We start from the raw sequence: 24999 nt of genomic DNA, 5'->3' as shown, positions 1-24999 counted from the left end.
CCAATCCGGAATGGATGTCCATCTTTCGACTGACACGTTTATCGTGCGACGAAGTCGATAACTGTAGCAACAATAAAGATAAGTGAAAAAGCGACGAAAGAAACTGCAAAACCGACACCGGAGTATACCGCATCGTTTTCTTTCGATTGTACATCATGTTCAAATTCGTTCATTGCTACACCTCCTAATTCCTATTTAGTATAGATGAAAGCCCTCTAAAAATCTAGAGAAATCCGTATTTTGTAGCAGATGGGGAGCAACTGACACAAATTGTTCAAACAGTTCCCCGCGAATGAGGTATAATTTGTAGAGAGATATAGTCGAAGAGGTGATTTGAGTGGCAACCGCGGTTTGGAAAAAAATAAATGCGGGTGAAATCGATTCTGTCTATTTGCTGACCGGGCCCGAGCAGCATTTGATCGATGAGACGATCAGCCGATTGAAGAAATCGATCCTGCCCTTGGACGGAGAGGATGTCATCCGGTTCGACCTGGAGGAGACTCCGGTAGAGATGGTTATTGAAGAGGCGGATACCATTCCCTTTCTAGCGGACCGGAAACTGATCATTGCGGGGAATGCCAATTTTTTAAAGGCTCAAGATAAGGCGAGAGAAAAAGTGGCCCATAATGTGGAGATGCTGGCTGCTTGGTTGAAGGATCCATCCCCGACTTCGACAGTCGTATTTGTCGCCCCATATGAAAAATTGGATGGACGAAAGACGATCACCAAACTGATGAAAGAGACTGCGACAGTCGTCGAAGCGGAACGCATCCAGGGGAAAGATCTGTTCACGTGGGTCCAGCAAGAAGCGGGCTCCCATGGCGTTCGAATCACACTGGAAGCGGCAGAATATCTCGTTAAAATGGGGGGAGATGACCTCTTATCCCTATCATCCGAAATTTCTAAAATGGCCATGTATTTGGGCCAATCCGGTAATATTACGGAAACGATCATCGAAGAACTGGTCCCGAGGACGCCTGAAATGGATGTTTTCCGTCTGACCGACGCCTATATATCAGGGAAAACGGCGGATGCGGTCTTGATTTATAATGATTTATTGAGAAGCGGGGAAGAGCCGATCATGCTGACATCGCTGATTGCCAGCCAAATCCGTTTGATGATCCATGTGGGGACATTACGGAAAAAAGGCTATCCCCAGCATCAGATTGCCAAAACAGTGAATGTCCATCCATATCGGGTGAAGCTGGTGATGGAAAATCGGAATATCCCCCATGCGGAACGGCTGTTATCGGTGCTTGACCAATTAGCCGGTATCGACCATCAATTAAAGACCTCCAGCGGGAGACGGGAGCGTATCTTGGAACTATTCCTGATGGCGCCTTTGAAACGTTGACAGGTTTGCAGGGAAATAGAAAAGGGGCTGTCCATACCGGACAGTCCCTTCTTTTCATGTCTAGCTCCGTGCGCCAGCTCTACGCAATTTGAATTATTGCGCTTTTTTCGTAAGACGTGCTTTTTGACGAGCTGCTGTGTTTTTATGGATAAGGCCTTTACGTGCAGCAGTGTCCATTTTTTTGATCGCAACTTTCAAAAGTTCAGCAGCGTTCTCATCTTTATTCTCAAGAGCAACTTCAGCTTTACGCATTGCAGTACGCATTGCAGCTTTCGTTTGTGAGTTCTGTTCGTTAGCAGCGGCGCTTTGTTTTACGCGTTTGATCGCACCTTTGATGTTTGGCATTTCATTCACCTCCAATTTCAGGTAAGGCAAGAGTGTTTCCACAATCATTCGGATATCTCTTTTACAACAAGCATTATTTTATCAAAGCGCCGGTTCGATTGCAACAATTAAAAGAATAATAACCTCGACACTCCGCGGCGTTGAACGGTTTCTTGGAAGAATATAATCTTGCGGCTTGGTGCAAACTTTCATCAGAGGTGATGGAAAATGGCGACGTTCGACTTTTTCAGGACAGACCTGATTGATGAAAGTGAAGAGATGGTGCGTCATCGGACAGCGAGTGAAAAAAATAGGCTGGAGGACACGAGAGGCGTTGAATTCGGGGAATCTAGACTGGGTCGGGTCGTATTGACGACGGTGAAGGTGGACGAAGAAGGGGAGGAACGGATCGGGAAAAAGAAAGGGACATATATCACGTTGACGGTCCCCGCCTTGACGACCGAAGATCCGGAAGGGATGGAGGATCTATCCCGGGTGCTTATCGAGAAGTTGAATGAGATGATCGCCCAAAAGACCCCCTTGAACAAGGGCAAGTTCCTGTTCATCGGGTTGGGCAACCGGGATGTGACACCCGACGCGGTCGGTCCTCTGACGATGGATCGCTTGAAAACGATCGTCCCGGAATATTATTCCGAGGACGGCAGCGAGGTGTACGTGTATGCTCCCGGCGTCACTATCCAAACAGGCCTTGAGACGGCCAACTTCGTCCGCGCACTCGTGACGGAAATTCAGCCCGATCTGATCATTGTTGTCGATGCTCTGGCGGCCAGGGATAGCTCAAGACTTTGCCGTACGATCCAATTGACCGACACCGGTATCCATCCAGGGTCGGGAGTCGGGAATAGCCGGAAGGAAGTGTCGGAGGAGACGCTCGGCATTCCGGTCATCGCGATCGGAATCCCGACGGTGGTCGATGGCCCCGTTCTAATTGCGGATGCCATCGATACGATGTTCGGTTATATCGCTTCGAAAATAAGTGAAAAAGACCGCCCGTCCTCCCGCCTTTCCGTTTCGCCGTGGCTCCATAGCGAAAACAAGGATGCGGATCGGTCTACATTGATCCCGATTTTCGGCGACTGGTCTTCCTGGCCGCATGAGGACCGGATCCAGTTGTTTGAAGAAGTGTTGACGAATCATGAGTTGCGGACTTTCATTTCCCCGAAAGAGATCGATTCGTGGGTGTCCATATATGCGGAAACGTTATCTGATTCTCTGACGAAATGGGTCGGTGATCTAAAAAGTAGTAATTGAGGCCCTCCCTCCGACATATAGTTGAAGACGGAGGGATGCCATTTGAAAAATCCATTGCATATTTGGGGCACACTCATTCTCATCCTCTTCCTATTTCCTGTCGTCATTCAATTTGTACCTGGCGGACCGACGGTGAAATCGAGCAATCTTGCGAAAGAGTCGACTTATATCGTCTACGCATCCAATGTGGTCGAAGAAGAGCCGGCACCGGAAGTGAAAGAGGCAACGGGCGGGGATAGCAAAGTACTACTCTATTTCACCCACTCCCACGAAGCATTTGAGCCGATTACGAAAGCAGTCGCCGGCAAAGTGGCCGTGTCCCACCAAACGGAGAACATTGTGAAAGTTGGCGGGAAACTGCAAAACCAACTGCAGTTCCATGGAATTCCGACAGATGTTCTGCCAGTGGATAACGCGAAAGAAATGAGTTCCAAAGGGATTCCCCATTCTCGGGCATATGCCGCTATCCGGCCACACGTCAAACAACGGCTTGGAGAGAAAGAGTATGAGTTGATCATCGATTTGCACCGGGACTCAGTCGGGCCTGCCAAGACAACAATGACGCATGAAGGGGAGCGGTTCGCAAAGGTCGCTTTCGTCATTGGCACGGAACATCCGAAGTACAAGGAAAACCAAGCGAAAGCGAACCGGTTGAAGCAAGAGATGGAGAAACTCGTTCCCGGCATTACGCGGAGCTTCATCATGAAAGGCGGAGCTGGTGTGGATGGCAAGTACAACCAGGACCTCGATCCATCCATCATGCTGCTCGAACTCGGAGGCATCGGTAATACGGAGGATGAATTGAATCGGACGGTTTCCGTCATCGCACAGGCCGCATCGACCATGTTATCCGAAGAGTCTCCTTCATATGCCGAATATTGAAGTCTGGACAGTTCACTGCTATAATTTTCAGTAGCTTAAATAGGAGTGAACTGAGATGAATCATGAAGAGAGATTGGCACGTCAGAAAAACATCCGAAACTTTTCCATCATTGCCCATATCGATCACGGGAAATCGACGTTGGCCGATCGCATTTTGGAACAGACGCAGACGTTGAGTTCCAGGGAGATGAAGTCCCAAACATTGGATTCCATGGACCTTGAAAGGGAACGGGGAATCACGATCAAATTGAATGCTGTGCAGTTGACGTACACGGCGAAGGACGGCCAGGAGTATATATTCCACCTGATCGACACGCCGGGGCACGTCGACTTTACATATGAAGTATCCCGCAGTCTGGCCGCATGCGAAGGGGCTATTCTTGTCGTGGATGCAGCGCAAGGGATCGAAGCCCAGACGTTGGCGAATGTCTATTTGGCACTCGACAATGATCTGGAAATCTTGCCGGTCATCAATAAAATCGATTTGCCGGCGGCCGATCCGGAAAGAGTGAAACAAGAAATCGAGGATGTCATTGGACTGGATGCGTCCGAAGCCGTCCATGCATCCGCGAAAGCCGGAATCGGTATCGAAGAGATCTTGGAGCAGATCGTCGAAAAGGTGCCCGCGCCACAAGGGGATCCGGATGCTCCTTTGAAAGCCTTGATTTTCGATTCGCATTATGACCCATATAAAGGGGTGATCGTCAACATCCGGATTATGGAAGGTTCCGTAAAACCAGGCGATGAAATCCGGATGATGGCGACAGGGAAGACATTCGAAGTCATCGAGACCGGAGTTTTTACGCCGAATATTTCCATGCGGGATGAATTGACGGTCGGTGACGTCGGCTTCTTATCGGCTTCCATTAAAAATGTTGGCGATACGCGAGTCGGGGATACGATCACAAGTGTCAAAAATCCAGCCAGCGAACCGCTGCCGGGATATCGCCGGATGAATCCGATGGTATTCTGCGGACTGTATCCGATCGATACATCGAAATATAATGACTTGCGGGAAGCGTTGGAAAAATTGGAATTGAATGACTCAGCTCTGGAATATGAGGCAGAAACGTCCCAAGCGCTCGGATTTGGCTACCGATGCGGTTTTCTTGGCCTGCTCCATATGGAAATCATCCAAGAGCGGATTGAACGGGAATTCAAGATCGATTTGATCACCACTGCGCCGAGCGTTATTTATAATGTCGTCATGACGGATGGGACCGAGCTGAAAGTGGACAACCCTGCTATGATGCCGGACGCACAAAAAATTGACCATGTCGAAGAGCCATACGTCAAAGCGTCGATCATGGTGCCGAATGATTATGTCGGTGCGGTCATGGAACTCTGCCAGCAAAAGCGGGGCAATTTCGTGACGATGGACTATTTGGATGCTTCCCGGGTGAACATCATCTATGAATTGCCATTGGCGGAAATCGTCTACGACTTCTTCGACCAATTAAAATCAGGGACAAAGGGATATGCGTCCCTTGATTATGAATTGATCGGCTATAAACAATCGAAACTCGTCAAAATGGATATTTTGCTCAATGGAGAACAAGTGGATGCGCTCAGTTTCATTGTCCACCGCGATTTTTCATACGAACGGGGTAAAGCGATTGTCGAGAAGTTACGATCATTGATCCCACGCCAGCAGTTCGAAGTTCCGGTACAAGCGGCCATCGGACAAAAAATCGTCGCACGTTCCACGATCAAATCGATTGGGAAAAACGTCCTGGCGAAATGTTACGGTGGTGACATTTCCCGTAAGCGGAAACTTCTGGAGAAACAGAAGGAAGGGAAAAAGCGCATGAAGCAAGTCGGTTCCGTTGAAGTGCCGCAAGAAGCGTTCATGGCTGTGTTGAAGATGGACGAGGAGTAACGAGATGATAGAAAAAAAGGGGGCATCGTTGCCCTCTTTTTGGCGTTTATTATCTTTATTCAGCCGAAGATTCAGGTAGAAGTTCCGACAATGCCACGGATTTTGTTAATTGAAAAGGAGGTGGCGGCATGCGAGGGATCTATATCCACATTCCGTTTTGCCACCAGATTTGTCATTATTGTGATTTCAATAAAGTATTTTTCAAAAATCAGCCGGTCGATGAATATATCGAATCAATCGGCGAGGAATTAGCCATCTTGCAAAAGGAAGGGAATTCTTTTGATAAGGTGGAGACCGTCTTTCTTGGAGGAGGGACGCCGACATCTCTCTCAGAAGCGCAGCTTGATCGCCTGCTGGAAATTGTAAATCGTTTTGTCCGAGTGAAGTCGTTAAAAGAATTCACGACGGAAGCCAACCCGGACGAATTGACGCCCGGTAAGTTGGCGGTCCTGCATAACGGGGGAGTGAACCGGCTGAGCATCGGCGTCCAGTCTTTCGATTCCGGGCTGCTTGCGAAAATCGGGCGTACGCATGGACCGAATGACGCGGTCCGGGTTGTGGGGGATGCGCGCAAAGCGGGTTTCGACAATATTAGCATCGACCTTATGTATGGGCTGCCGGGACAAACGATCGAGCAATGGCGGCATACGTTGGAGCAAGCAGTGGCTCTTGATCTGCCGCATACTTCCGGCTACTCGCTCATCGTCGAGCCGAAGACCGTCTTCTATAATTTGATGAACAAAGGGAAGCTGCCGCTGCCTGGCGAGGATACCGAAGCTGAAATGTTTGAAATGCTTATCGATTCGATGGAAAAGCAAAGTAGGAAGCAGTATGAAATAAGCAATTTTGCGCTTCCCGGTTATGAATCGTTGCACAATCTGATTTACTGGGAAAATGAAAATTATGCCGGGATTGGGGCAGGCGCACATGGGTATGTAAAGGGTAGGCGCTATTCCAATATCGGCCCGCTAGCCAAATATATGAATGCTGTTTCGGCGGGCGGACGGCCCGTGCAGCAAGAGCATGAGGTGACGGATGCCGAGTGTATGGAAGAAGAGATGTTCCTGGGACTTCGGAAAATGGAAGGGGTCTCTGCTTCTTTCTTTCATCTTAAATTCGGGAAGCCGCTGGAAGAGATCTATGGAGCGAAGTTGGAAAGACTTAGGGCGGATGGTCTCATGGAACAACAAGGAGACCATTGGAAGTTGACAAGGAAAGGGATCTTCCGCGGAAACGATGTCTTTCAACAATTTCTTTTTTAATGAATTTCAAGAGGGGAGACAGGATTGAACGGCGTGAATCCGGACTTGTTTTTTGTCGATTTGCGCCGGAGTCAATTCATTGACACGGCATTTTGGATTTGTTAAATTATCAATAGCATTAGCACTCATGTAATTAGAGTGCTAACAGGAGTGATGATCATGTTGACAAACAGACAATTGCTTATATTGCAACTGACGGTTGACGATTTCATCGAATCCGCACAGCCTGTAGGATCCAGGCAGTTATCGAAAAAGCCGGAAGCGCCATTCAGTCCGGCAACGATACGAAATGAAATGGCTGATCTGGAGGAAATGGGGTATTTGGAAAAGCCCCATACTTCGTCCGGCCGGGTCCCATCCGAACAAGGGTATAGGTATTATGTTGATCACTTACTGACGCCTGAAAAACTGACAAAAGAAGACAGTACCCGACTGCGCTCCATTTTCAAGGAGAGAGTGGTCGAAACCGAGGAATTGATCCGGAAATCGGCAACCATTCTCTCGGATTTGACGAATTACACATCCATCTTGCTTGGACCGAATACAGCGCAGCACGCGGTGAAGCGTTTCTCGATCGTGCCGTTGGATGACCGGATGGCTGTGGCCATCATTGTGACGGACAACGGCCATGTGGAAAACCGATTATTCACCGTGCCCGATGGGTTCACTTCATCCGACATTGAAAAGATGGTCAACATCCTGAATGAACGGCTCGTCGGGACGCCGCTGCATCATCTGCAAAAAATGCTCGTGAAAGAGACGAAAATGGTTTTGGAACGGCATATCCGGCATGCAGGTGATTTGTATGCATCCTTCCATAATGCGATTGCCATCGAACCGGAGGAGCGCCTCTATTTCGGTGGAAAGATGAACATGATGAAACAGCCGGAGTTCAACGACATCCAGAAAGTGAAAACCTTTTTCGAACTGATGGAGAAAGGGCTCCCAGCCATGACTTTTTTCCAAGAGGATGTTCTGGGCATCCATGTCCGCATCGGTTCGGAAAACAAGGATAACGCAATGGAAGATTGCAGTGTCATCACCGCAACGTATGAAGCCGGCGAGAACACGACCGGCTCGATAGCCATCATCGGACCGAAGCGGATGGATTATGGACGGGTCATCACATTGCTCGACAGCATGAGCAAGGATCTGTCCAAAGAGTTGACAAAGTTGGCGATTGGTAGCGAAGCGGCAAGGAGGAACGAATCGTGACTGAAGTGGAAAAAAACAAGGACGAAAACAAGTCCCAAGAAGCGCAATTGGACGGGAATGAAAGCCCAGAAGAAACAAAAGGGGAAACCGATGCAGCTGAATTGGAAACAGAAGCGACAACTGAGGCGGAACTCTCGGAGGAATCCGAAGTGGATAGAGTGGCCGAGTTGACAGCCCTCTTGGAGGAAGAAGAAAACAAGCGCCTTCGATTGCTCGCTGATTTTGAAAATTTCAAGAGAAGGGCGTCGCTCGATAAAGAAGCGCTACAAAAATATAGAGCCCAAGAGCTCGTGACCAACCTAATCCCGGTCTTGGATAATTTCGAACGGGCATTGACTGTCGAAGCAAAGACCGAAGAAGCTCAGTCATTGCTGACGGGTATGGAAATGGTGCACCGCAGCCTTGTGCAGGCTCTTGAAACGGAAGGACTTGCGGAAATCGATGCGCAAGACCGGGAATTCGATCCGAATTTCCATCAAGCGATCATGACTGGGAACGATGAGGAAAAGGATTCAGGCATCGTGCTTGAAGTATTCCAAAAAGGGTATCAGTTAAAAGATCGGGTTCTACGGCCTACAATGGTAAAAGTGAACGAATAATAGCAAGCGATTTAGTTAGGAGGACATATTGGCATGAGTAAAATCATTGGTATTGACTTAGGGACAACAAACTCGGTAGTAGCGGTATTTGAGGGCGGAGAAGCAAAAGTAATTCCGAACCCGGAAGGCAACCGGACGACGCCTTCTGTCGTTGCGTTTAAAAATGGGGAACGGCAAGTCGGTGAAGTGGCGAAGCGTCAATCGATCACGAATCCAAATACTGTCATGTCTGTAAAACGTCATATGGGTACGGATTATAAAGAGACAGTGGAAGGCAAGGATTACACGCCACAAGAAATTTCTGCAATGATCCTGCAATATATGAAAGGCTATGCGGAAGACTATCTTGGCGAAAAAGTGACGAAAGCCGTCATTACGGTACCTGCCTACTTCAACGATGCACAACGTCAAGCGACGAAAGATGCCGGGACGATCGCAGGCCTTGAAGTGGAACGTATCATCAACGAGCCGACTGCCGCAGCATTGGCATACGGCATGGACAAAATGGATGAAGATCAAATCATCCTTGTATATGACTTGGGAGGCGGGACATTCGACGTTTCCATTCTCGAACTGGGAGACGGCGTGTTCCAAGTACGCTCTACAGCCGGGGACAATAAACTCGGCGGCGATGATTTCGACGACGTTATTATCGACTATCTCGTCCAGGAATTCCGCAAAGAGAATGCAATTGATTTATCAAAAGATAAAATGGCGATGCAACGCTTGAAAGATGCAGCGGAAAAAGCGAAAAAAGACCTTTCCGGCGTCACTTCCACACAAATCTCTTTGCCATTCATCACCGCAGGCGAAGCAGGCCCGCTTCACCTTGAAATTAATTTGACACGTGCCAAATTCGATGAACTGACAGCGCATTTGGTTGAGCGCTCCATGGTACCAACGCGTCAAGCATTGAAAGATGCGGGACTTTCTGCATCCGAAATCGACCGCGTCATCTTGGTCGGTGGTTCCACACGGATCCCGGCAGTCCAAGAAGCGATCAAAAAGGAGACTGGAAAAGAACCGTTCAAAGGGGTCAACCCGGATGAGGTCGTCGCAATGGGGGCAGCAGTCCAAGGTTCCATTTTAAGCGGTGATGTGAAAGATGTCGTCCTTCTTGACGTCACACCACTATCACTTGGTATTGAGACGATGGGTGGCGTATTCACGAAGTTGATTGAACGAAATACGACAATTCCGACAAGCAAGTCGCAAGTGTTTTCAACAGCGGCGGACAACCAGCCAGCGGTCGATATCCACGTCCTCCAAGGGGAGCGTCCGATGTCGGCTGACAACAAGACACTTGGCCGTTTCCAATTGACGGATATTCCGCCGGCACCACGTGGAATCCCACAAATTGAAGTGACATTCGATATTGACAAGAACGGTATCGTAACGGTTAAAGCAAAAGACCTCGGAACGCAAAAAGAGCAGAACATCACGATCCAGTCGAGCTCCGGCCTTTCCGACGATGAAATCGAACGCATGGTGAAAGACGCGGAAGCGAATGCGGAAGAGGATAAAAAACGGAAAGAAGAAGCGGATTTGCGGAACGAAGCCGACCAACTCGTATTCATGGCAGACAAGACGTTGAAAGACCTGGAAGGCAAAGTATCCGAGGATGAGATCAAAAATGTCACGGAAGCGAAAGACGAGTTGAAATCCGCTATCGAAGCCGGCAACTTGGACGATATCCGGACGAAGAAACAGAAACTCGAAGAGCTTGTACAGCAGCTATCGATGAAGCTGTATGAACAAGCGGCAGCTGAAGGTGCTGCAAATGCGGACCAGCCGCAAGACGACGGCGTAGTCGATGCCGACTTTGAAGAAGTGGACGATAAAAAATAAGGTATATGTAATTGATGCTTGACGGAAAAGTCAAAGTCCGATATTCCGGCTTTGGCTTTTTCCTTTTGTCCATAGGCAAGGAGTGAGCAGCAGGCCTCAGAGAATTGACTCGTATGGTTACGCTTTTTCTTCTTGCATGTTACAATAATCAACATGTCAATGTGATGCGGGAGAGTGGAAAATGAGTAAGAGAGACTATTATGAAGTGCTAGGATTATCGAAATCCGCTACAAAAGAGGAGATCCGGAAAGCCTATCGCTCATTGTCAAAAAAGTACCACCCGGATTTGAATAAAGAACCTGGAGCAGAAGAGAAATTCAAAGAAGTGACGGAAGCATTCGAAGTACTCAGCGATGATACGAAAAAGGCTAATTATGACCAATTCGGCCATGCCGATCCGAATCAAGGTTTCGGTGGGTTCGGCGGTTTCGGAGGCGGGGGAGGAGACGGCTTCGGGTTCGAGGATATTTTCAGCACATTTTTCGGGGGCAGCACACGCCGCCGGGATCCGAATGCACCGCGTAAAGGGAACGACCTGCAGTATACGATGACAATCGATTTCATGGATGCGGTCTTCGGCAAGCAAACGGAAATCGAAATCCCACGTGAAGAAGCTTGTGAGACCTGTCACGGGTCAGGAGCCAAAAAAGGGACCACTCCAGAGACTTGTACCAATTGTGGAGGAACAGGTCAGATCAGCGTAACCCAAAATACGCCGCTTGGTCAAATGGTCAATCGCCGCGCCTGTTCACAATGTCAGGGAACCGGCAAGATCATCCCGGAAAAATGCGAAACATGCCATGGCAGCGGCAGAGTGACGCATCGGAAAAAGATCAAAGTGACCATTCCCGCTGGCGTGGATGATGGCCAACAGCTGCGCGTATCCGGCCAAGGAGAAGAAGGATATAATGGTGGTCCCACAGGCGACCTATATATCGTATTCCGGGTTCGGCCGCATGAAAAGTTCATCCGGGAAGAGGACGACATCTATTTGGAATTGAATCTTTCATTTCCGCAGGCTGCTCTGGGAGATGAAATCGAAGTGCCGACCGTCCACGGTAACGTCAAGCTTAAAATCCCTGCCGGAACACAGACGGGAACGAATTTCCGTCTGCGCGGAAAAGGAGTGCAAAACGTCCACGGCCGTGGAACCGGCGACCAGCATGTCGTCGTCAAAGTGGTGACGCCAAAAAAAATGACGGAAAAGCAGAAGGAATTGCTGCGTGAATTCGCGACGATTGACGGCAGCACGCCGGAAGAGTATTCAAGTTCGTTGTTCGATAAAATCAAACGTACTATCAAGGGCGAATGAAAGGGATGATCTATAGTGAAATGGTCGGAAATATCCATTCATACGACGCATGAAGCGACGGAGGCGGTTGCGAACATTTTGCACGAGGCAGGCGCAAGCGGGGTCGTCATTGAAGATTCCATTGAACCGGACAGAATCCATGAGGACCGTTTCGGTGAAATCTATGAACTGGACAAAGATGATTTCCCGGCTGACGGCGTGCTCGTCAAAGCCTACTTGCCAGTCAATAGTTTCTTGAACGAAACGATGAAAGAATTGGAGTTGGCCATCAGCCGGCTGGCGGAATTCGGTCTGGCGGAGAAGCAGCCCGTCATCAGCACGAATGAAGTGGATGACGAGGATTGGGCGACTGCTTGGAAGCAGTTTTACCATCCTGTCAAAATTTCCAGCCGCTTTACGATCGTCCCGACATGGGAACAATACGAACCTGTCGTTTCGGATGAACTGATCATCGAATTGGATCCCGGGATGGCTTTTGGAACGGGTACGCATCCGACGACTGTCATGTGTTTGCAAGCGCTCGAGAAGTATGTAAAAGAAGGGGATGCCGTCGTCGATGTCGGCACAGGTTCCGGCGTATTATCGATCGGAGCTGCGCTGTTAGGGGCAGCTCGCGTCCACGCTTTGGATTTGGACGATGTGGCGGTCGTCGCCGCGAAAGAGAACATTAAACTTAACGATGTCGAAGACCGTATCAAGGTGACACATGGCAATCTACTCGACTCGGTCAATGAAAATCCCGATGTCATCGTGGCGAATATTTTAGCCGAAGTCATCTTGTCGTTCTCCGCGGATGCTTTTGATTTATTGCCAACGGACGGTCTTTTCATTGTCTCAGGCATCATCGGGCAGAAAAGGGATCTGGTCAAAGATGACCTTGTATCCAAAGGGTTTGATATCGTCGAATCGGTCTTGATGGAAGACTGGGTCGCCATCATCGCCAGAAAAAGGGGCGAGTAAGTTTGCAACGTTATTTTCTGCAACATCCATTTGATAACGAAGGGCAATCAACAATCTCCGGGGAGGACGGCAAGCATATTGTCCGCGTCATGCGGATGGAGCCCGGAGAAGGATTGATTGCCGTTTCCGAGGGGGAAGCTTTTCTTTCCTCGATTACCGAGATCACGGCTGACGGAGTCGTCATTCAACAACAGGATGGGTCTCTGCCTTCCAATGAAATGCCTCTACATGTGACAATTGCTTGTGGTTTGCCGAAAGGGGATAAGCTCGATTTAATCGTCCAAAAAGGGACGGAGCTCGGGATGGCAGGCATCATCCCTTTCCAAGCGGAACGCTCCATTGTGAAATGGGATGAGCAGAAAGGCGGCAAGAAGGTCGAGCGCTTGCAGAAAATCGCCAAGGAAGCGGCCGAGCAATGCCATCGCACACGCATTCCGACCGTTTCAAGCCCGATGACATTCCGTCAATTGCTCGCCGAAGCATCCAACTTCGACGTGCTCCTCTTGGCGGATGAAGAAGACGCCAAAAGCGGAGAACCGCATAAGATTGCAGAGCGGTTGAAAAACGTGTATCATAAACAAACGGTACTGGCTGTTTTCGGACCGGAAGGCGGCCTGTCCCGAACGGAAGCGGAGGCGCTGCGATCGGCAGGATTCCTTCCCATGTCGTTAGGCCCGAGGATTTTGCGAACGGAAACGGCACCTTTGTATCTATTGTCCGCACTGTCTTACGAATTTGAATGAAAGAGGTGAGCAGCCCATGTCTTCTGTCGCTTTTCAAACGCTAGGCTGTGGGGTTGTAAACATGTCTACGATTGCGTAGGAACTCAATGACACCAGGGCTTCAACCTCTTGGCAAAACTCTCTTGAAATCATCGTTTCGGGGAGTTTTGCTTATATAAATTCATACTCCTTTATAAGGAACCTTGCATATTATATACTAGAAGTGGGAAGGAATAGAGGGAGGGGATGAATTATGACTATCACAGTTGAAAAAGTTGCATCGTATCTTGCTAAGCAACCCGATTGTCATTTCAGTAATACTTTTGATGGAAACATGAAATTGCAAAAACTGCTTGTATTTGCTAACTTGATCCATTTTACCGAATATAACGAATTTCTGTTTCCGGAAGAAATGTTTGCATTTAAAAACGGAATAGTAGTAGAAGATGTACGAATTCCATTTCACCACGATTATTTCAACTATATGAACAAGCTTCGGGAGCATTCGGATTTTGAACTTGGAAATGATCAGAAAAACTCCATTGACATGAGCATTTCCCTATTCAATAAACTTAGTGCTAAGGAGCTTTCGGATTTACATCATGAAATGGAAACGTGGAAAATCAAGTACCATAAATCGCGTATAGGCAGTTTTTATGATAAAAATATTAGCTTGATCAGAAATGACGAAGTCTTGGAAAGCGATTTAGCTAAATTAAGAAAAGTTATTCAAGGTTTCAAGCGCAATGAAAAAGAACAGTTTGCATGCGAAAAAGTAAACGGGATCACTTTTTACTTTGATCCATCTGAAATTGAACTTTCACTGAGCAACGAAAGTTTCATGGATTATTTAGAAGATCTATCAAGAAGTGTAGTACTTGGCGAAGACGACACGTTTTACTTGGCTTACGATGAGGACCAGGGGATTTACTATTACTAACCTCGGTCAAGGTCTTCTTCTTCAATTGCCTTTCGCCGATAATGGTGTTCTTTCGAGAAACAGAACATTTTTGGCAATTGGAGAAGAGGACGGATACATATTGCTTTTGAATGTTAGTTCTACAAGAGGAAAAGAACATAAGCTACTCTTTGAATCGAACGAGGAAATATTTCATTATAATCCTCCATTTAGGGTGAGTTCATTTGTTAAATTTGATGCTTTATATAAGGTTGAAAAGTGTGTTGAGTTGAATAATTGCATCTTGTCTAGAAAACAAAAGTTGGATTCTGATGAACTTACAAGACTTATAGATTTATACGAGCAATACATCGGTCAGAATGAAATCAAAGAGTCGATTACAACAGCAAATGAACTACGAAGGTATTTAGCCAGACCATAAGAAAACTCACTTGAAATGACGGTTTCAAGTGAGTTTTTCTATATATTCATACCGTGTTTGAGTGGATTGCCCGGTTTTTGTCACAAGTCCGCGCTCTATCAATTCAGCTAATAATTTATAAAAGCCATCACGCGTGATGTTGGTGGCTTTTTGTAGATCGTTGCGTGATGCTGGGCCGTTTTCTTTCAAATACTCCAAGACTACCTCTTCGTATTCTTTATACTGCATTCTTGCTGGCGCGATGCCTTTGCTATCCAGCAACGGCTTATATGCAAAAGTGTGTGTAATGCCGTTTTTAAATGTGATCGATTGAACGCGCTTATCTGCAACGACAATGCGATCAATTATAGTGTGCATGAAATCGGACAAAGCCTCCCGACCGACTGTTTCAGACAAAGCCCGATAATCAACGTTCCTTGCCTGTTGCATCTCCCTCGTAATCAAAAAATGCCGGGCGTGATCGATAAACGCGTCGCTCGTCCTATCCTCGCCTTTTTGTTGCAACGCATCGATCTCCATCTCGATACCTTCCAACCTTTCTTGTATATCGCGCTTCTTGAAAATATAATCCTTCTGGCTGATGCCATCCTCGCCGAATAAATATAAATCCTCCAATCGGATTAACGCCTTCTCGTATTTCAATTTTTCCTTAACCAAACGATCGACATCCAAGTTTGGCATGATGTTCCCATCATCAGTTGCCATGGAATATTCTTGGTCAGGCATGCCGTTGGTTAGCGCGAAGTACGTTTCTTTCAATGCAGTATCGTCTATCCCTACGACATCGATAAAAGCATTCCCGCGCAGCAGGGCGCGCTCCATATCACGTGTCGAGTGTTTAGTTGTTATTCTCTCCTGTAAACGAATCAAATTGGACACATAGTTAAAAATAAAAGGGCCAATAATGAGGTCGCTCACATAGTTGCTGCATCGATTCGATCCGGTACGCGATGATATGCAGGTATATCGAGATGGGCGATAGCCGTCTTTTCTGGCAACATCTAATCCGGAGGTCAATAGCGCATCACATTTTCCGCAATATATCATCTTCGAAAAGATGTGTTTGTGAATATCCGCGCGCTGCACGTCCGTCAAACCGCGATAGTTATCAGATAGTAGCTGATTGACTCGCTTGAATTGCTCCTTATCTATGATGGCCGGATGGTTATCCTCGACGACGATCCACTCGCCCTTATCCTTCAAACGCCTACTACCTGTGCTCTCACGCATGTTATAACGGTATGTTCCAATATAAAAAGGATTGCGAAGGATATCACGTACCGTTTTAGCCGTCCACCGGCCTCCACGCTTCGTTTTAACGGCCTTCTCGTTCAATTGGTAGGCAACCTTCAAGGTGGAACGTGTCTGCTCGTACAGGCTGTAAATAAGGCGTACAATAGCCACTTCCTCCGGATCTTCGACCGGGAACTTCTTTTCTTCGGACCATACAAACCCCAAAGGTACAGTCGCGCCGTTCCATAAGCCTTTTTCCGCGCGAGAGAGCATGATGGAAAACACACGCTCGGCAGTCAGTTTCCGTTCAAGTTCGGCAAACACCAAGATAATTTTGAGCATAGCTTCACCCATCGCGGTTGAAGTGTCGAATTGCTCGTTTTTCGAAACGAACGTCACTTTGTAACTCTTCAATTCCTCGTACATCTCCGAAAAGTCTTTAAGATTACGAGAAATCCGGTCTATCTTCCAGACAATCAAATGTGTAAACTCCCCATTGCGAATGCGTTTCATCATTTGCTGATACTTCGGCCGGTCGGTATTCTTAGCGGAATAGCCGGCGTCTTCAAATATTTCCACATCCTCTATATTGAGCGCGTATTTAGCGTAATTGGTCAACTCTTGACGCTGGAATGGTAGTGAATCCTTATCAATTTGATGTAGCGTACTTACTCGTACATATAGTGCGGCTTTCTTGATTGCCATTACAATGCTCCTTTCAAATAACTAATCTCCTTGCGGGAATATACGTTCGTTTGATGGGTAAAAAAACACCCCACTTGTTGTGGGGGAGAGAGTTTAGAGTAACATAGGAATAGCTGTTGCGACAAGTGTAGCTGCAGCTACGACTATCCTCAGAAGTTAACCGATCCACTCAAAAGTCTGTAGCTTACCTCGCAACGAAGTAATAGCATCCACTTTATGATGAAAGATCAACTCCAACCGATACCGTGCAAATTCATCTGTCACCATAAAATAGTCCGCGATATCACTAATTAGGACTGCTTCATCTATGGCCTCATCATATACTTGTCCCAAGAATCGTTGTGGCATCAGTAGATAAGCTGACATCCTTTTGGCTTGGTGTTCGTTTTTGGCCAATATGTATTCGTCGACGTTCAATTGAGGGGAGTAGTGAGCATACAAATGACAAAACTCCTCAGCGATGAGTAGCTTTCTTTCGACGTGAGGCAAGTTCTCTTTTAAAAATATTGTCCCTTGCCGATCATCTTCTTTTGGAACGGAATATGCTTTTACTCCCTCTAAATTCTCCAGCTCGACATCGCAATACTCCAAAAACGGAACATCTAAAGGCAGGATTTTAATTCCATACAACCAGCAAATATGAGCGATGTCGATTTCATCCGGATATTTAAGATTGAAATTGGAGAGAACTTTTTCAGCTCGTTCTTCCCAGTAATCGGTATGCTGTTGTCTAGGTTGTAGTTGAATTATTTGAATCACAACCTTTTTAATCTGTTCTCAATTGCAGTTTGTGTTGCTAAGTTCATCAATAGTTGCTAAATCACGCCTAATCTTTTAACGTTCCAAAACCGTCTCCCAAATCTTCCTCCTCATCATCTTCTAAAAACAACTTTTTCATTTTATATAGCTTGATTAGTTCTTTCACTTTCCGTTCAGGATCAGATACCAAATCATGCAGCATGATTGGGTGTTTTTTTAGTTCGTTAAAAAGGATAATTTCCTCTTCGGATAAATTTATTTCTCTACCGGCGACAAATACTGGTTCAGGGTTTTGAATGTCCGATCTACCTAGGAGGTAGTCCGTAGAAACCCCGAAGAAGGAAGCAATCTTTTCAAGAGTGTCAAAGTCAGGTTGTCTGTTCCCTTGTTCGTAAGCACCGTATGTAGCCCGTGCGACACCAATCTTTTCAGCTACATCTGTTTGCAAAAGCTTTTTCTTTTTTCTCAAGTCAATAAGCCTTTTGCTAAATTCCACAGTTAGCCACTCCTTATAAAATATACATCCATTGTAACTCTACAAAAAGAAGAATTCATATAATTCTTCAAAAAGAAGAATAAACTGTTGACGTGCTACAAAATGTAGTTTATAGTGAAGGTACAACCAAGCCACGATATGAAGAATTGAGGTGATATAGTGAGAACATGGTTGAAAGAAATCCGTGATAAAGCCGGTCTCACGCAAGAACAAGTAGCAGACCAAGCTGGTATCGGAAGATCCACGTATGGACATATTGAATCCGGTGAGCGAGGGGCTACTGTAAATAATGCTAAAAAAATATCCCAAGTGCTTGGTTTTCATTGGACAATTTTTTTTGAGGATGAAAGCCACGAAATGAAGAATAGGGAAGTCGGGTAGGAGGTGAGAAGGATGGAGAAGGAAATGCAGGAGCGTTTGATTGATTATTTATTAAATGCAACTTGCTCGAAGATAGCTTCGGATCTTGGCGTCAGTAACAACCACGCTAGACGATTAAAAGAAGATGCTAAAAGAGCCAGAGCAGGCGAAAAAGAAAAACTTGAAGGACCTGCTCGGATGGCTAAATTAATTGCATTTTACCTTACTGAATTGCATCAAAGTTCATTTGAATAAGTTGAAGAGGCTTGAATGGCTTCATGAAATCGAGATCAGATTCTGCTGAAAGATTATACCAAATCGAATCTTTCAATTCTTTATCCAGTTTAGAAGAATCGAATTGACTGCTATCCCGTTCGTCATCTAGCCACACTAACAAAATGGAATACAAGAATTTATCATAAGCAACTAATAGATTTAGGGTATCTCGATCAAATTGCTTTTGAAGATTCCCGTAAGCGGCTTTTGCTTTCGCTTGGTAGGTATGAAAGTAAGAAAGCAACTGTGCGTGATAGTCAACTGGATGGAAGAAGACACCCTCAATCATCATACCGTTTGGGTAATTTTCAAATGCGTCTTCATAAATATCGCTCCATCCTAAAGGCAATTGTTCGATATCAATATCCCATAAGTATTCAGGCATTGGTTTCACCTCCTTCCTATGAGAATCGTATCACATTCATAGAGAGGGGAGGAAGTTGGAAAGGAGATGGGAAAATTGCCAAACAATGAAGAAAAAGTCGAAAAAATTTGGAAAGCTTTGGCTAAGTACGGAATAAAAACCGAAGCAGAATTGAATGAAGCTATTAAAGAAATGAAGCCTTTGAACATCGGATGTATGGTTTCTCCTGTAGAAGAACGGGGGAGCAAGGTTGCTCAATAAAATAGGTGGATCAAAGATGAAAGGGAGTGGCAGCATGATCACTAATGATCAAGAAGACAGACGACGTTTGGTGGAAAGGATAAATGCCGAAATGGTGGCTATTATTAACAGCCCATCCACGAATGTGGAGAAGTTCCGTTTCGGTATTTTAGCAAAGCTCGGAGGAGAACTGAAAACTGTCAATGACAGAATTCGAAGAAAAGCTAATGCTAATCAGTATGAGAGGGTTTCGTAACGAGGATGACAGGTGCGTCATCTATCTTCTATAAATAATTTTACCAGGTTCATAGAAAAATACTGTTCATTGTTTGAACATGTTCTGTTTTTGAACATTTGAGGGGGGAGAGGGAATGAATGTTGGACAACTCTTGCGAGCCACGCGCAAAGGTGCTGGATTGACACAAGAGGAAATGTCCCCGTTAGTTAATATCTCTAGGAGCACCATTTCAAAAGTCGAGCGCAACGAAATGACACTGGCAACGGAGGACTTTATCCGGTGGCTGCAAGTAATTCAAATTCGATTAACATCGAACACGACAACAGTCGAAGCCGGAATGTACCTTATTAACGGCGTGGATATCAATTTATTGGTAGACATGTTGACGAAAGTGGTAGGGGGATTTATCAGATTTTTATTCTAGGAGGTTTCAAATGGTCACTATCAATCCCGATCAAGAGATTTACGCAGCGGAATGTTGTTTGAGGGTTGCGTTTAAACGATTGAAAAAAGGAGATTACGAGCAAGCGCTTAAGCGCACGGAGGATGCTATTAGGTCATTGAAGGTCTTACGAGAAAACGAAAAAACCGACTGATGTTGGCCCATCAATCGGCTGAAGATAAAAGTTTAGATTGTACATTTTATTATGACGGAGCGTTTGGCTCCTGTCAAGAAGTCCATGAGAATGAATCCCGTTACTATCTCATACCTCCCAAAATCGTTCTCTACTCCACGGCAACTCATGGGCTTCTTGATGGGATTCACCATCAAAAAAATAAAAGGAGAGATACAAATGAATCATTTGAACGAGCTTATCGACCTGACTCAGCAACTTGTATCGGTGCTGGATGACACGGAGAGGGGAATTATCTCAACTTCTATCCATCCGGCAGGAGGTCGGGTAGAACATTTTTGCAACCCCGAGTTTTTCTTAAATTACTTTACGACGTTCGACGTTCAAAAGCGATCCGCGTGTGGGGATTACCCAGTGGAGATCCGGACGGAAATAGAGGGGGTTCAGTTTATCGCAATTCTGAGTCAGAACGAACTTCAACTGATCGAAGAGCATCTACCCCAAGATTGGCTTGAACCTGTTCAAACTCAAACAGAGGTAATCCACGTGAATTTCGGACAAATAAAAAACCCACTCGCACTGGCATGCGAATGAGTCGGTAAACAAATCATATAAAACAAACGTTCTCCCTTGATTATAGACGATCAGGGGAGAGACGTCAAGGGAGGAAAGACTGTGTGGATAAACCTCAAGTAATCGAACACGCTTCCAGGAGAGTCCTTTCGACGAGCCAGATCGCCGAACTGTTTGAGACGGATAGTAAGACGATTACCCGTAACTTCCAACGGAACCGAAATCGTTACACTGCCGGTGTCCACTACTACGTGCTTGTCGGAGAGGAATTGAAGGCTTTCAAAACCGGGCGACAAAATGAGGACAGCCTTAAATATGTTTCTGTTTTGTATTTGTGGACCGAACAGGGTGCGTTGCTACTTGCCCGTTCGCTGAACAATGACCAAGCTTGGCAATCGTATCAAATGCTCATTGATAAATATTATGCAATCCATACGAGAGGGCAACGATTAGAGGCAGACGACAAAATGAGGACAGCCTTGCCTCCGGCTGTCAAAGAAGCGATCAATCATTTAGAAAGTAGGGTGATAGCTTTGGAAACTCAGATTCAGAATTCTACTTTGCATTCGGGGGAGCAGCGCAGGCTTCGTAATGCTGTCGGTGAGCGGGTCTATCATTTGACGAAAAAGGAAATCGGCGCTCGTCCAGTGATCTTTCGCGCGATCTATTCGGAAATGCGCGAACGGTATGAAGTGGATTCGTACCGGGACATCAAGCAATCGCAACTGCAAGACGCACTGCGATTCGTCGAGACGTGGGGAGGTGACAGTATTGAAGCGAGGACGTAAACCGTCGGTGGCTGAGTGCAATCACATCAAATCTTTCAAACTTGCTCCAGCTAACTGGCTGATCAGTAAGAAGATGACGGATGAATGGTTGATCGTGCATCGCGAATCCGGCAAGCCGAGAGTCATACCAGCACCATAGGAGGGGCATGAATGAATCTATTAATCAGTGAGCCTCCCCTGCAAGTCTTGCCTTCACTGGCGAAAAACATAGGGCTTAACGAGGCTATTTTATTGCAACAACTGCACTACCGTTCGCTTATTTCGACCAACATCAAGGATGGTTATAGATGGGTCTATAAAACTTTCGAAGAATGGCAGGAAGAGTTCCCGTTCTGGTCCGTTAAAACAATCAAGCGTACTGTGAAGAAGCTTGAAGATGAGGGCTACGTCATTTCGACGTCTGCCCATAACAAGATGAAAATGGACCGGACAAAATGGTATCGAATCGATTATTCCAAGTGTGTTTCGGAAAGCGGGCAAACTGTCCCGACCATCGGGTCAAATTGTCCCAATGGAGAGGGTCAAAGTGCCCCGAACGTTGAGGACAATACGGCCCCATGTCATCGGGACAATATGACCCCACCAATAACCAAAGAGATTAAGAGTAATAAAAAAGATATTGTCGAGAATGATCTCGACGTCGCTTTTCAGATCATTGATTACCTAAACGAAAAAACTGGGAAGCGTTTCAAAGCCTCGTCATCCGCAACCAAGAAACTGATTAACGGACGGCTTAGCGATGGATACACACTTGAAGACTTTAAGTCCGTTATTGATAGCAAGGCGAATCAATGGCTGAACGATCCGCAGTTCAATAATTACCTGCGCCCGTCCACCTTGTTCAATGCTACTAATTTCGAAAACTATCTGAACGAGAACTTTCAAAAAAGAAAACTTCCGGCATCGGCACCGTATCAGCCACCACAGCTGGACTTTGGGAGAGGGGAAGAATAAATGAATTTTGAACTTGCCGAGAAAAGTATTTTAGGTTCGATGCTGCGGGAAGACTACCTGATTCTTGACAGTGGGATTCAGGAAGCCTATTTCACGAAGCAGATGCACAAAAACATTTTTTCCGCCATGAAGGAATTGGTGAGGCAGAAGCGACCAGTTGATTATATCACGATCATGACAATGCGGGAGCCGACTGAATTAGGTGGCGCAAACTACTTGGCCGATCTTAACAATTTCGCGAACCCCTCTCGATTTGACGAATACAGAGAAATTGTTGTCGAGGGATGGAAATCAAGGGAAAAAGGCCGTCTGCTCCAGCAAGCGCAAACGGAAAATTGGGAGATCGCAGACATTCAAAAAGCCTTTGACGACTTGCAGATGGAGCATACTCCCCAAGAAGATGCGTCAATAAAAGACGATTTGGCCACCCTTTTCGAAATGCCTTTTCAGCCGATGATTGTTGATACTGGAGTTTCGAGTGGGCTGAGAGACTTGGACAAACTCCTGAATGGTTTCCAAAATAGCGAAATGATAATTGTAGCTGCTAGGCCATCTATGGGGAAGACGGACACATTGAATCATTTCGCCCTATCTGCCGGCTGGTCCAAACATTTACCAATCATCTTTTCACTTGAAATGAGCCGAAAATTAATGGTCACACGTCTAATCGCCTCGGCAGGGGGATATAACCGGCTCCGCATGCGTAACCCGTATGAATATTTCGATCAAAAGCAAAAGAACAAATGGCCCCAAGCAATCGGCCATCTCGGAGATGCCAATATCCAGATCGATGACCGCAGTGGGCTGACTACCGGTCAGATCAAAGCAAAAGCTCGCCAAATCATTAAAAACAATCCCGGCAAAAAGCCGATTATCTTCATCGACTATTTGCAACTGATTCGGCCCGATAACCCTCGCGATAATGTAACGCAGCAGGTCGGACAAATCAGCTACGACCTGAAAGGCATGGCAAAAGAATTTGATTGTCCTGTTGTCTGCTTATCACAGCTCAATCGAGGAGTGGAATCTCGTCAGGACAAAAGACCGCTCATGAGCGATTTACGGGAATCGGGAAATATCGAACAAGATGCCGATGTAATCTGCTTCCTGTACCGGGAGGACTACTATGATAAAGAAACCGAAAACCAAAATCTGTTGGAAATCATCGTTTCGAAACAAAGAAATGGGCCTACCGGAACGGCGACAGTCGCCTACGTGAAGGATACCGGAAAGCTGTATGATATCGATTGGTCCCAGAGAGGAATGGCGTAACGATGGTGACGGTGAAGGAGGTCTTTGACTTTGCCGTCGAAACTGATTTGCCCCGACTGGCACATAGCGTGTATTGGGCGATCGCCAACCGAGCTGTCCAGTTGGACGATGACAGCGAAAAGCTGAATGTTATCTCGTACAACGGACAAGAGATCGAGCGTCTGGTTGAGAGCAATATGCTAGGAATCGGAAGAATTAAATTGTTCGTCATCCAGACCCAAGAAAAAGATTGGTTTGCATTTTATTTAGCAGAAAACTCACTGGACGCGTTCCGGCTTCATGTTGAGTTATTCCGGGATCGCGGAGGGAAAATCACACATGCGGATAGGTTGATGATACCCACGATGTTTTTCCCTGATACGGGAATCGAAGCGAGCTTGTATGAGCATCGGAAAAACGTCGTTGAATATCCGGCCTATGTCGGTCATGCGAAAGCAGGAGAGCGCGTTCTTTACAGAGCGGGGGTGTGAACATGGGCAAAGATGAGTGTGAAGAGAAAATCACGGCAATCTATCTTAAAAATAATTATGCGCTTTCGTTTCTTGAAAGTCTTTCAGATGAAGAGTTGAACAGGCTTTATGAACGCCACTTAGAAAAATAGGAGAGGGGGATCCTGCATGGCAAATAGAAAAAAATACGTCATTGAGCAGCTACATAAGATTGGCGTTTATGCCAGTCCTGAAAATACACCTTTAGAATTGCTCAGCTATCCAGTATTGAAGGGCTTACTCGCTGTCAAGCGCGCGATTACGCAGTGAATAAAAAATGAAGAGGTGAGAGGTATGAAAAAAATAATCGATTTGAATAGTCTTGCCAATGGTGCTGTTTCGGAAAAGTTTAATATCGAATTGCAGAAAGTGCTTGAAAATATCGCGGATCCTAACACGGATTTCAAGAAGGCGAGAAAGGTCACGTTGGTCGTCACGTTGAAGGCAAACAAAAACCGGAACTTGGCGAACGTTTCCGTGGAAGCCAAGTCCTCTATCGCTCCACCTCAGCCGATCGGAACGGAATTGTTGATTGATATGGACAAGGACGGACGAATCACCGGCGCGGAATTGAAAAGCGGCATTCCAGGGCAAATGTACGTGGACGACAATGGCGAGGTTCTGGACGATAAAGGGCAAAAAACCGAAGAAACACCAAAACCGAAAGCTGTCGACAGTAAAGTTGTTGGCTTTAAATAAAAAAAGAAAG

Annotated in this window: 33 protein-coding genes; 27 read left to right on the top strand and 6 right to left on the bottom strand. The window is 46.2% G+C overall.

Going from position 1 to position 24999, the window contains the following annotated elements; genetic code table 11:
* Positions 1-38: 38 nt before the first annotated feature.
* Positions 39-173 (bottom strand): YqzM family protein, encoded by a 135-nt coding sequence (locus OXB_RS18510; RefSeq protein ID WP_041075280.1) that lies wholly within the window; start codon positions 171-173, stop codon positions 39-41.
* Between the two features lie 164 nt (positions 174-337).
* Between OXB_RS18510 and holA the strand changes: the two genes are divergently transcribed.
* Positions 338-1354 (top strand): DNA polymerase III subunit delta, encoded by a 1017-nt coding sequence (gene holA, locus OXB_RS15135; RefSeq protein WP_041075279.1) that lies wholly within the window; start codon positions 338-340, stop codon positions 1352-1354.
* A 93-nt stretch (positions 1355-1447) separates the two neighbouring features.
* On the opposite strand, the gene rpsT is transcribed toward holA, so the two are convergent.
* Positions 1448-1699, bottom strand: a complete 252-nt coding sequence (gene rpsT / locus OXB_RS15130; protein WP_041076954.1) for a 30S ribosomal protein S20 — start codon at positions 1697-1699, stop codon at positions 1448-1450.
* A 207-nt stretch (positions 1700-1906) separates the two neighbouring features.
* Between rpsT and gpr the strand changes: the two genes are divergently transcribed.
* The 11 genes from gpr (at position 1907) to OXB_RS15075 (ending at position 14569) form a co-directional block, all read left to right on the top strand.
* The gene (gene gpr / locus OXB_RS15125; RefSeq protein ID WP_041075278.1) at positions 1907-2950 is read left to right on the top strand and encodes a GPR endopeptidase; all 1044 of its coding nucleotides are present in this window, start codon (positions 1907-1909) and stop codon (positions 2948-2950) included.
* Positions 2951-2992: 42 nt separating this feature from the next.
* A complete protein-coding gene (gene spoIIP, locus OXB_RS15120) occupies positions 2993-3832 on the top strand; it encodes a stage II sporulation protein P (RefSeq protein WP_052484095.1) in 840 nt (279 codons plus the stop codon).
* 55 nt (positions 3833-3887) lie between these two features.
* Complete coding sequence (gene lepA / locus OXB_RS15115) at positions 3888-5711, top strand: translation elongation factor 4 (protein WP_041075277.1); 1824 nt, start codon at positions 3888-3890, stop codon at positions 5709-5711.
* A 128-nt stretch (positions 5712-5839) separates the two neighbouring features.
* Complete coding sequence (hemW, locus tag OXB_RS15110; RefSeq protein ID WP_041075276.1) at positions 5840-6973, top strand: radical SAM family heme chaperone HemW; 1134 nt, start codon at positions 5840-5842, stop codon at positions 6971-6973.
* A 159-nt stretch (positions 6974-7132) separates the two neighbouring features.
* The gene (gene hrcA / locus OXB_RS15105; RefSeq protein ID WP_041075275.1) at positions 7133-8188 is read left to right on the top strand and encodes a heat-inducible transcriptional repressor HrcA; all 1056 of its coding nucleotides are present in this window, start codon (positions 7133-7135) and stop codon (positions 8186-8188) included.
* Positions 8185-8787 carry a nucleotide exchange factor GrpE gene (grpE, locus tag OXB_RS15100; RefSeq protein ID WP_052484094.1) on the top strand — a complete coding sequence of 201 codons (603 nt, stop codon included), beginning with the start codon at positions 8185-8187 and terminating at the stop codon, positions 8785-8787. Before hrcA ends, grpE begins: the two co-directional genes overlap by 4 nt.
* Before the next feature lie 33 nt (positions 8788-8820).
* Positions 8821-10635 carry a molecular chaperone DnaK gene (gene dnaK, locus OXB_RS15095; RefSeq protein WP_041075274.1) on the top strand — a complete coding sequence of 605 codons (1815 nt, stop codon included), beginning with the start codon at positions 8821-8823 and terminating at the stop codon, positions 10633-10635.
* A 181-nt stretch (positions 10636-10816) separates the two neighbouring features.
* Positions 10817-11947, top strand: coding sequence for a molecular chaperone DnaJ (gene dnaJ / locus OXB_RS15090; RefSeq protein WP_041075273.1), 1131 nt, complete (start codon positions 10817-10819; stop codon positions 11945-11947).
* Positions 11948-11962: 15 nt separating this feature from the next.
* On the top strand, positions 11963-12907 hold the full coding sequence (gene prmA / locus OXB_RS15085; protein WP_041075272.1) for a 50S ribosomal protein L11 methyltransferase: 945 nt from the start codon (positions 11963-11965) through the stop codon (positions 12905-12907).
* Positions 12908-12909: 2 nt separating this feature from the next.
* Positions 12910-13650 (top strand): 16S rRNA (uracil(1498)-N(3))-methyltransferase, encoded by a 741-nt coding sequence (locus tag OXB_RS15080; protein WP_041075271.1) that lies wholly within the window; start codon positions 12910-12912, stop codon positions 13648-13650.
* A gap of 232 nt (positions 13651-13882) precedes the next feature.
* The gene (locus OXB_RS15075) at positions 13883-14569 is read left to right on the top strand and encodes a Panacea domain-containing protein (protein ID WP_041075270.1); all 687 of its coding nucleotides are present in this window, start codon (positions 13883-13885) and stop codon (positions 14567-14569) included.
* Positions 14570-14993: 424 nt separating this feature from the next.
* Here the strand turns inward: OXB_RS15075 and OXB_RS15065 are convergent, their stop codons facing one another.
* The 3 genes from OXB_RS15065 to OXB_RS15055 all read right to left on the bottom strand — a co-directional run bounded on the left by OXB_RS15065 (position 14994) and on the right by OXB_RS15055 (position 18162).
* Entirely contained in the window at positions 14994-16907 is a 1914-nt protein-coding gene (locus tag OXB_RS15065; RefSeq protein ID WP_041075269.1) for a recombinase family protein, read from the bottom strand.
* A 156-nt stretch (positions 16908-17063) separates the two neighbouring features.
* Complete coding sequence (locus tag OXB_RS15060) at positions 17064-17666, bottom strand: ImmA/IrrE family metallo-endopeptidase (protein ID WP_041075268.1); 603 nt, start codon at positions 17664-17666, stop codon at positions 17064-17066.
* 67 nt (positions 17667-17733) lie between these two features.
* Entirely contained in the window at positions 17734-18162 is a 429-nt protein-coding gene (locus OXB_RS15055; protein WP_070098212.1) for a helix-turn-helix domain-containing protein, read from the bottom strand.
* A gap of 159 nt (positions 18163-18321) precedes the next feature.
* Between OXB_RS15055 and OXB_RS15050 the strand changes: the two genes are divergently transcribed.
* Positions 18322-18543, top strand: a complete 222-nt coding sequence (locus tag OXB_RS15050) for a helix-turn-helix transcriptional regulator (protein ID WP_144399723.1) — start codon at positions 18322-18324, stop codon at positions 18541-18543.
* A gap of 12 nt (positions 18544-18555) precedes the next feature.
* The gene (locus OXB_RS15045) at positions 18556-18777 is read left to right on the top strand and encodes a hypothetical protein (protein WP_041075266.1); all 222 of its coding nucleotides are present in this window, start codon (positions 18556-18558) and stop codon (positions 18775-18777) included.
* Here the strand turns inward: OXB_RS15045 and OXB_RS15040 are convergent.
* On the bottom strand, positions 18746-19183 hold the full coding sequence (locus OXB_RS15040; RefSeq protein WP_041075265.1) for a hypothetical protein: 438 nt from the start codon (positions 19181-19183) through the stop codon (positions 18746-18748). The genes OXB_RS15045 and OXB_RS15040 overlap by 32 nt on opposite strands.
* 75 nt (positions 19184-19258) lie before the next feature.
* Here OXB_RS15040 and OXB_RS18965 point away from each other — a divergent pair, with 75 nt between their 5' ends.
* From OXB_RS18965 to OXB_RS15000, 13 genes are all read left to right on the top strand, one after another.
* Complete coding sequence (locus tag OXB_RS18965; protein ID WP_158333747.1) at positions 19259-19423, top strand: hypothetical protein; 165 nt, start codon at positions 19259-19261, stop codon at positions 19421-19423.
* A 16-nt stretch (positions 19424-19439) separates the two neighbouring features.
* The gene (locus OXB_RS15035; RefSeq protein ID WP_041075264.1) at positions 19440-19658 is read left to right on the top strand and encodes a hypothetical protein; all 219 of its coding nucleotides are present in this window, start codon (positions 19440-19442) and stop codon (positions 19656-19658) included.
* A gap of 115 nt (positions 19659-19773) precedes the next feature.
* The gene (locus tag OXB_RS15030) at positions 19774-20064 is read left to right on the top strand and encodes a helix-turn-helix domain-containing protein (protein ID WP_041075263.1); all 291 of its coding nucleotides are present in this window, start codon (positions 19774-19776) and stop codon (positions 20062-20064) included.
* Between the two features lie 10 nt (positions 20065-20074).
* Positions 20075-20236, top strand: coding sequence for a hypothetical protein (locus OXB_RS18960; protein WP_158333745.1), 162 nt, complete (start codon positions 20075-20077; stop codon positions 20234-20236).
* A 198-nt stretch (positions 20237-20434) separates the two neighbouring features.
* A complete protein-coding gene (locus OXB_RS15025) occupies positions 20435-20809 on the top strand; it encodes a hypothetical protein (RefSeq protein WP_144399722.1) in 375 nt (124 codons plus the stop codon).
* Positions 20810-20892: 83 nt separating this feature from the next.
* Positions 20893-21576 (top strand): ORF6N domain-containing protein, encoded by a 684-nt coding sequence (locus OXB_RS15020; protein WP_041075261.1) that lies wholly within the window; start codon positions 20893-20895, stop codon positions 21574-21576.
* Positions 21560-21715 carry a DUF6906 family protein gene (locus tag OXB_RS19095; protein ID WP_173426023.1) on the top strand — a complete coding sequence of 52 codons (156 nt, stop codon included), beginning with the start codon at positions 21560-21562 and terminating at the stop codon, positions 21713-21715. The genes OXB_RS15020 and OXB_RS19095 overlap by 17 nt, the downstream gene beginning before the upstream one ends.
* Before the next feature lie 11 nt (positions 21716-21726).
* The gene (locus OXB_RS15015) at positions 21727-22530 is read left to right on the top strand and encodes a conserved phage C-terminal domain-containing protein (RefSeq protein ID WP_052484092.1); all 804 of its coding nucleotides are present in this window, start codon (positions 21727-21729) and stop codon (positions 22528-22530) included.
* The gene (locus tag OXB_RS15010; RefSeq protein ID WP_041075260.1) at positions 22531-23802 is read left to right on the top strand and encodes a replicative DNA helicase; all 1272 of its coding nucleotides are present in this window, start codon (positions 22531-22533) and stop codon (positions 23800-23802) included.
* Between the two features lie 2 nt (positions 23803-23804).
* The gene (locus tag OXB_RS15005) at positions 23805-24272 is read left to right on the top strand and encodes a hypothetical protein (RefSeq protein ID WP_041075259.1); all 468 of its coding nucleotides are present in this window, start codon (positions 23805-23807) and stop codon (positions 24270-24272) included.
* A 2-nt stretch (positions 24273-24274) separates the two neighbouring features.
* Positions 24275-24403 (top strand): BH0509 family protein, encoded by a 129-nt coding sequence (locus OXB_RS18755; protein ID WP_144399721.1) that lies wholly within the window; start codon positions 24275-24277, stop codon positions 24401-24403.
* Between the two features lie 16 nt (positions 24404-24419).
* Positions 24420-24560, top strand: a complete 141-nt coding sequence (locus OXB_RS18955; protein WP_158333743.1) for a hypothetical protein — start codon at positions 24420-24422, stop codon at positions 24558-24560.
* A 24-nt stretch (positions 24561-24584) separates the two neighbouring features.
* Complete coding sequence (locus tag OXB_RS15000) at positions 24585-24989, top strand: hypothetical protein (protein WP_041075258.1); 405 nt, start codon at positions 24585-24587, stop codon at positions 24987-24989.
* The last annotated feature ends 10 nt before the right edge of the window (positions 24990-24999 follow it).

The organism is Bacillus sp. OxB-1 (assembly GCF_000829195.1).
Classification (GTDB): Bacteria; Bacillota; Bacilli; order Bacillales_A; family Planococcaceae; genus Sporosarcina.
Note: the sequence above shows the minus strand (reverse complement) of the source record. Positions and strands in the feature narration are given on the sequence as shown.

Excerpts from the sequence above, each read along its gene's own strand:
- OXB_RS15035 (WP_041075264.1), top strand. The coding sequence starts at position 19,440 with ATGAAAGGGAGTGGCAGCATGATCACTAATGATCAAGAAGACAGACGA.
- OXB_RS15065 (WP_041075269.1), bottom strand. The coding sequence starts at position 16,907 with ATGGCAATCAAGAAAGCCGCACTATATGTACGAGTAAGTACGCTACAT.
- OXB_RS18755 (WP_144399721.1), top strand. The coding sequence starts at position 24,275 with ATGGGCAAAGATGAGTGTGAAGAGAAAATCACGGCAATCTATCTTAAA.
- OXB_RS15010 (WP_041075260.1), top strand. The coding sequence starts at position 22,531 with ATGAATTTTGAACTTGCCGAGAAAAGTATTTTAGGTTCGATGCTGCGG.
- dnaK (WP_041075274.1), top strand. The coding sequence starts at position 8,821 with ATGAGTAAAATCATTGGTATTGACTTAGGGACAACAAACTCGGTAGTA.
- rpsT (WP_041076954.1), bottom strand. The coding sequence starts at position 1,699 with ATGCCAAACATCAAAGGTGCGATCAAACGCGTAAAACAAAGCGCCGCT.
- OXB_RS15045 (WP_041075266.1), top strand. The coding sequence starts at position 18,556 with ATGGAGAAGGAAATGCAGGAGCGTTTGATTGATTATTTATTAAATGCA.
- OXB_RS15015 (WP_052484092.1), top strand. The coding sequence starts at position 21,727 with ATGAATCTATTAATCAGTGAGCCTCCCCTGCAAGTCTTGCCTTCACTG.
- OXB_RS18960 (WP_158333745.1), top strand. The coding sequence starts at position 20,075 with ATGGTCACTATCAATCCCGATCAAGAGATTTACGCAGCGGAATGTTGT.
- OXB_RS15075 (WP_041075270.1), top strand. The coding sequence starts at position 13,883 with ATGACTATCACAGTTGAAAAAGTTGCATCGTATCTTGCTAAGCAACCC.
- OXB_RS15030 (WP_041075263.1), top strand. The coding sequence starts at position 19,774 with ATGAATGTTGGACAACTCTTGCGAGCCACGCGCAAAGGTGCTGGATTG.
- hemW (WP_041075276.1), top strand. The coding sequence starts at position 5,840 with ATGCGAGGGATCTATATCCACATTCCGTTTTGCCACCAGATTTGTCAT.
- OXB_RS18955 (WP_158333743.1), top strand. The coding sequence starts at position 24,420 with ATGGCAAATAGAAAAAAATACGTCATTGAGCAGCTACATAAGATTGGC.
- dnaJ (WP_041075273.1), top strand. The coding sequence starts at position 10,817 with ATGAGTAAGAGAGACTATTATGAAGTGCTAGGATTATCGAAATCCGCT.
- hrcA (WP_041075275.1), top strand. The coding sequence starts at position 7,133 with ATGTTGACAAACAGACAATTGCTTATATTGCAACTGACGGTTGACGAT.
- OXB_RS15000 (WP_041075258.1), top strand. The coding sequence starts at position 24,585 with ATGAAAAAAATAATCGATTTGAATAGTCTTGCCAATGGTGCTGTTTCG.
- OXB_RS15025 (WP_144399722.1), top strand. The coding sequence starts at position 20,435 with ATGAATCATTTGAACGAGCTTATCGACCTGACTCAGCAACTTGTATCG.
- lepA (WP_041075277.1), top strand. The coding sequence starts at position 3,888 with ATGAATCATGAAGAGAGATTGGCACGTCAGAAAAACATCCGAAACTTT.
- OXB_RS15005 (WP_041075259.1), top strand. The coding sequence starts at position 23,805 with ATGGTGACGGTGAAGGAGGTCTTTGACTTTGCCGTCGAAACTGATTTG.
- OXB_RS15040 (WP_041075265.1), bottom strand. The coding sequence starts at position 19,183 with ATGCCTGAATACTTATGGGATATTGATATCGAACAATTGCCTTTAGGA.
- OXB_RS18510 (WP_041075280.1), bottom strand. The coding sequence starts at position 173 with ATGAACGAATTTGAACATGATGTACAATCGAAAGAAAACGATGCGGTA.
- gpr (WP_041075278.1), top strand. The coding sequence starts at position 1,907 with ATGGCGACGTTCGACTTTTTCAGGACAGACCTGATTGATGAAAGTGAA.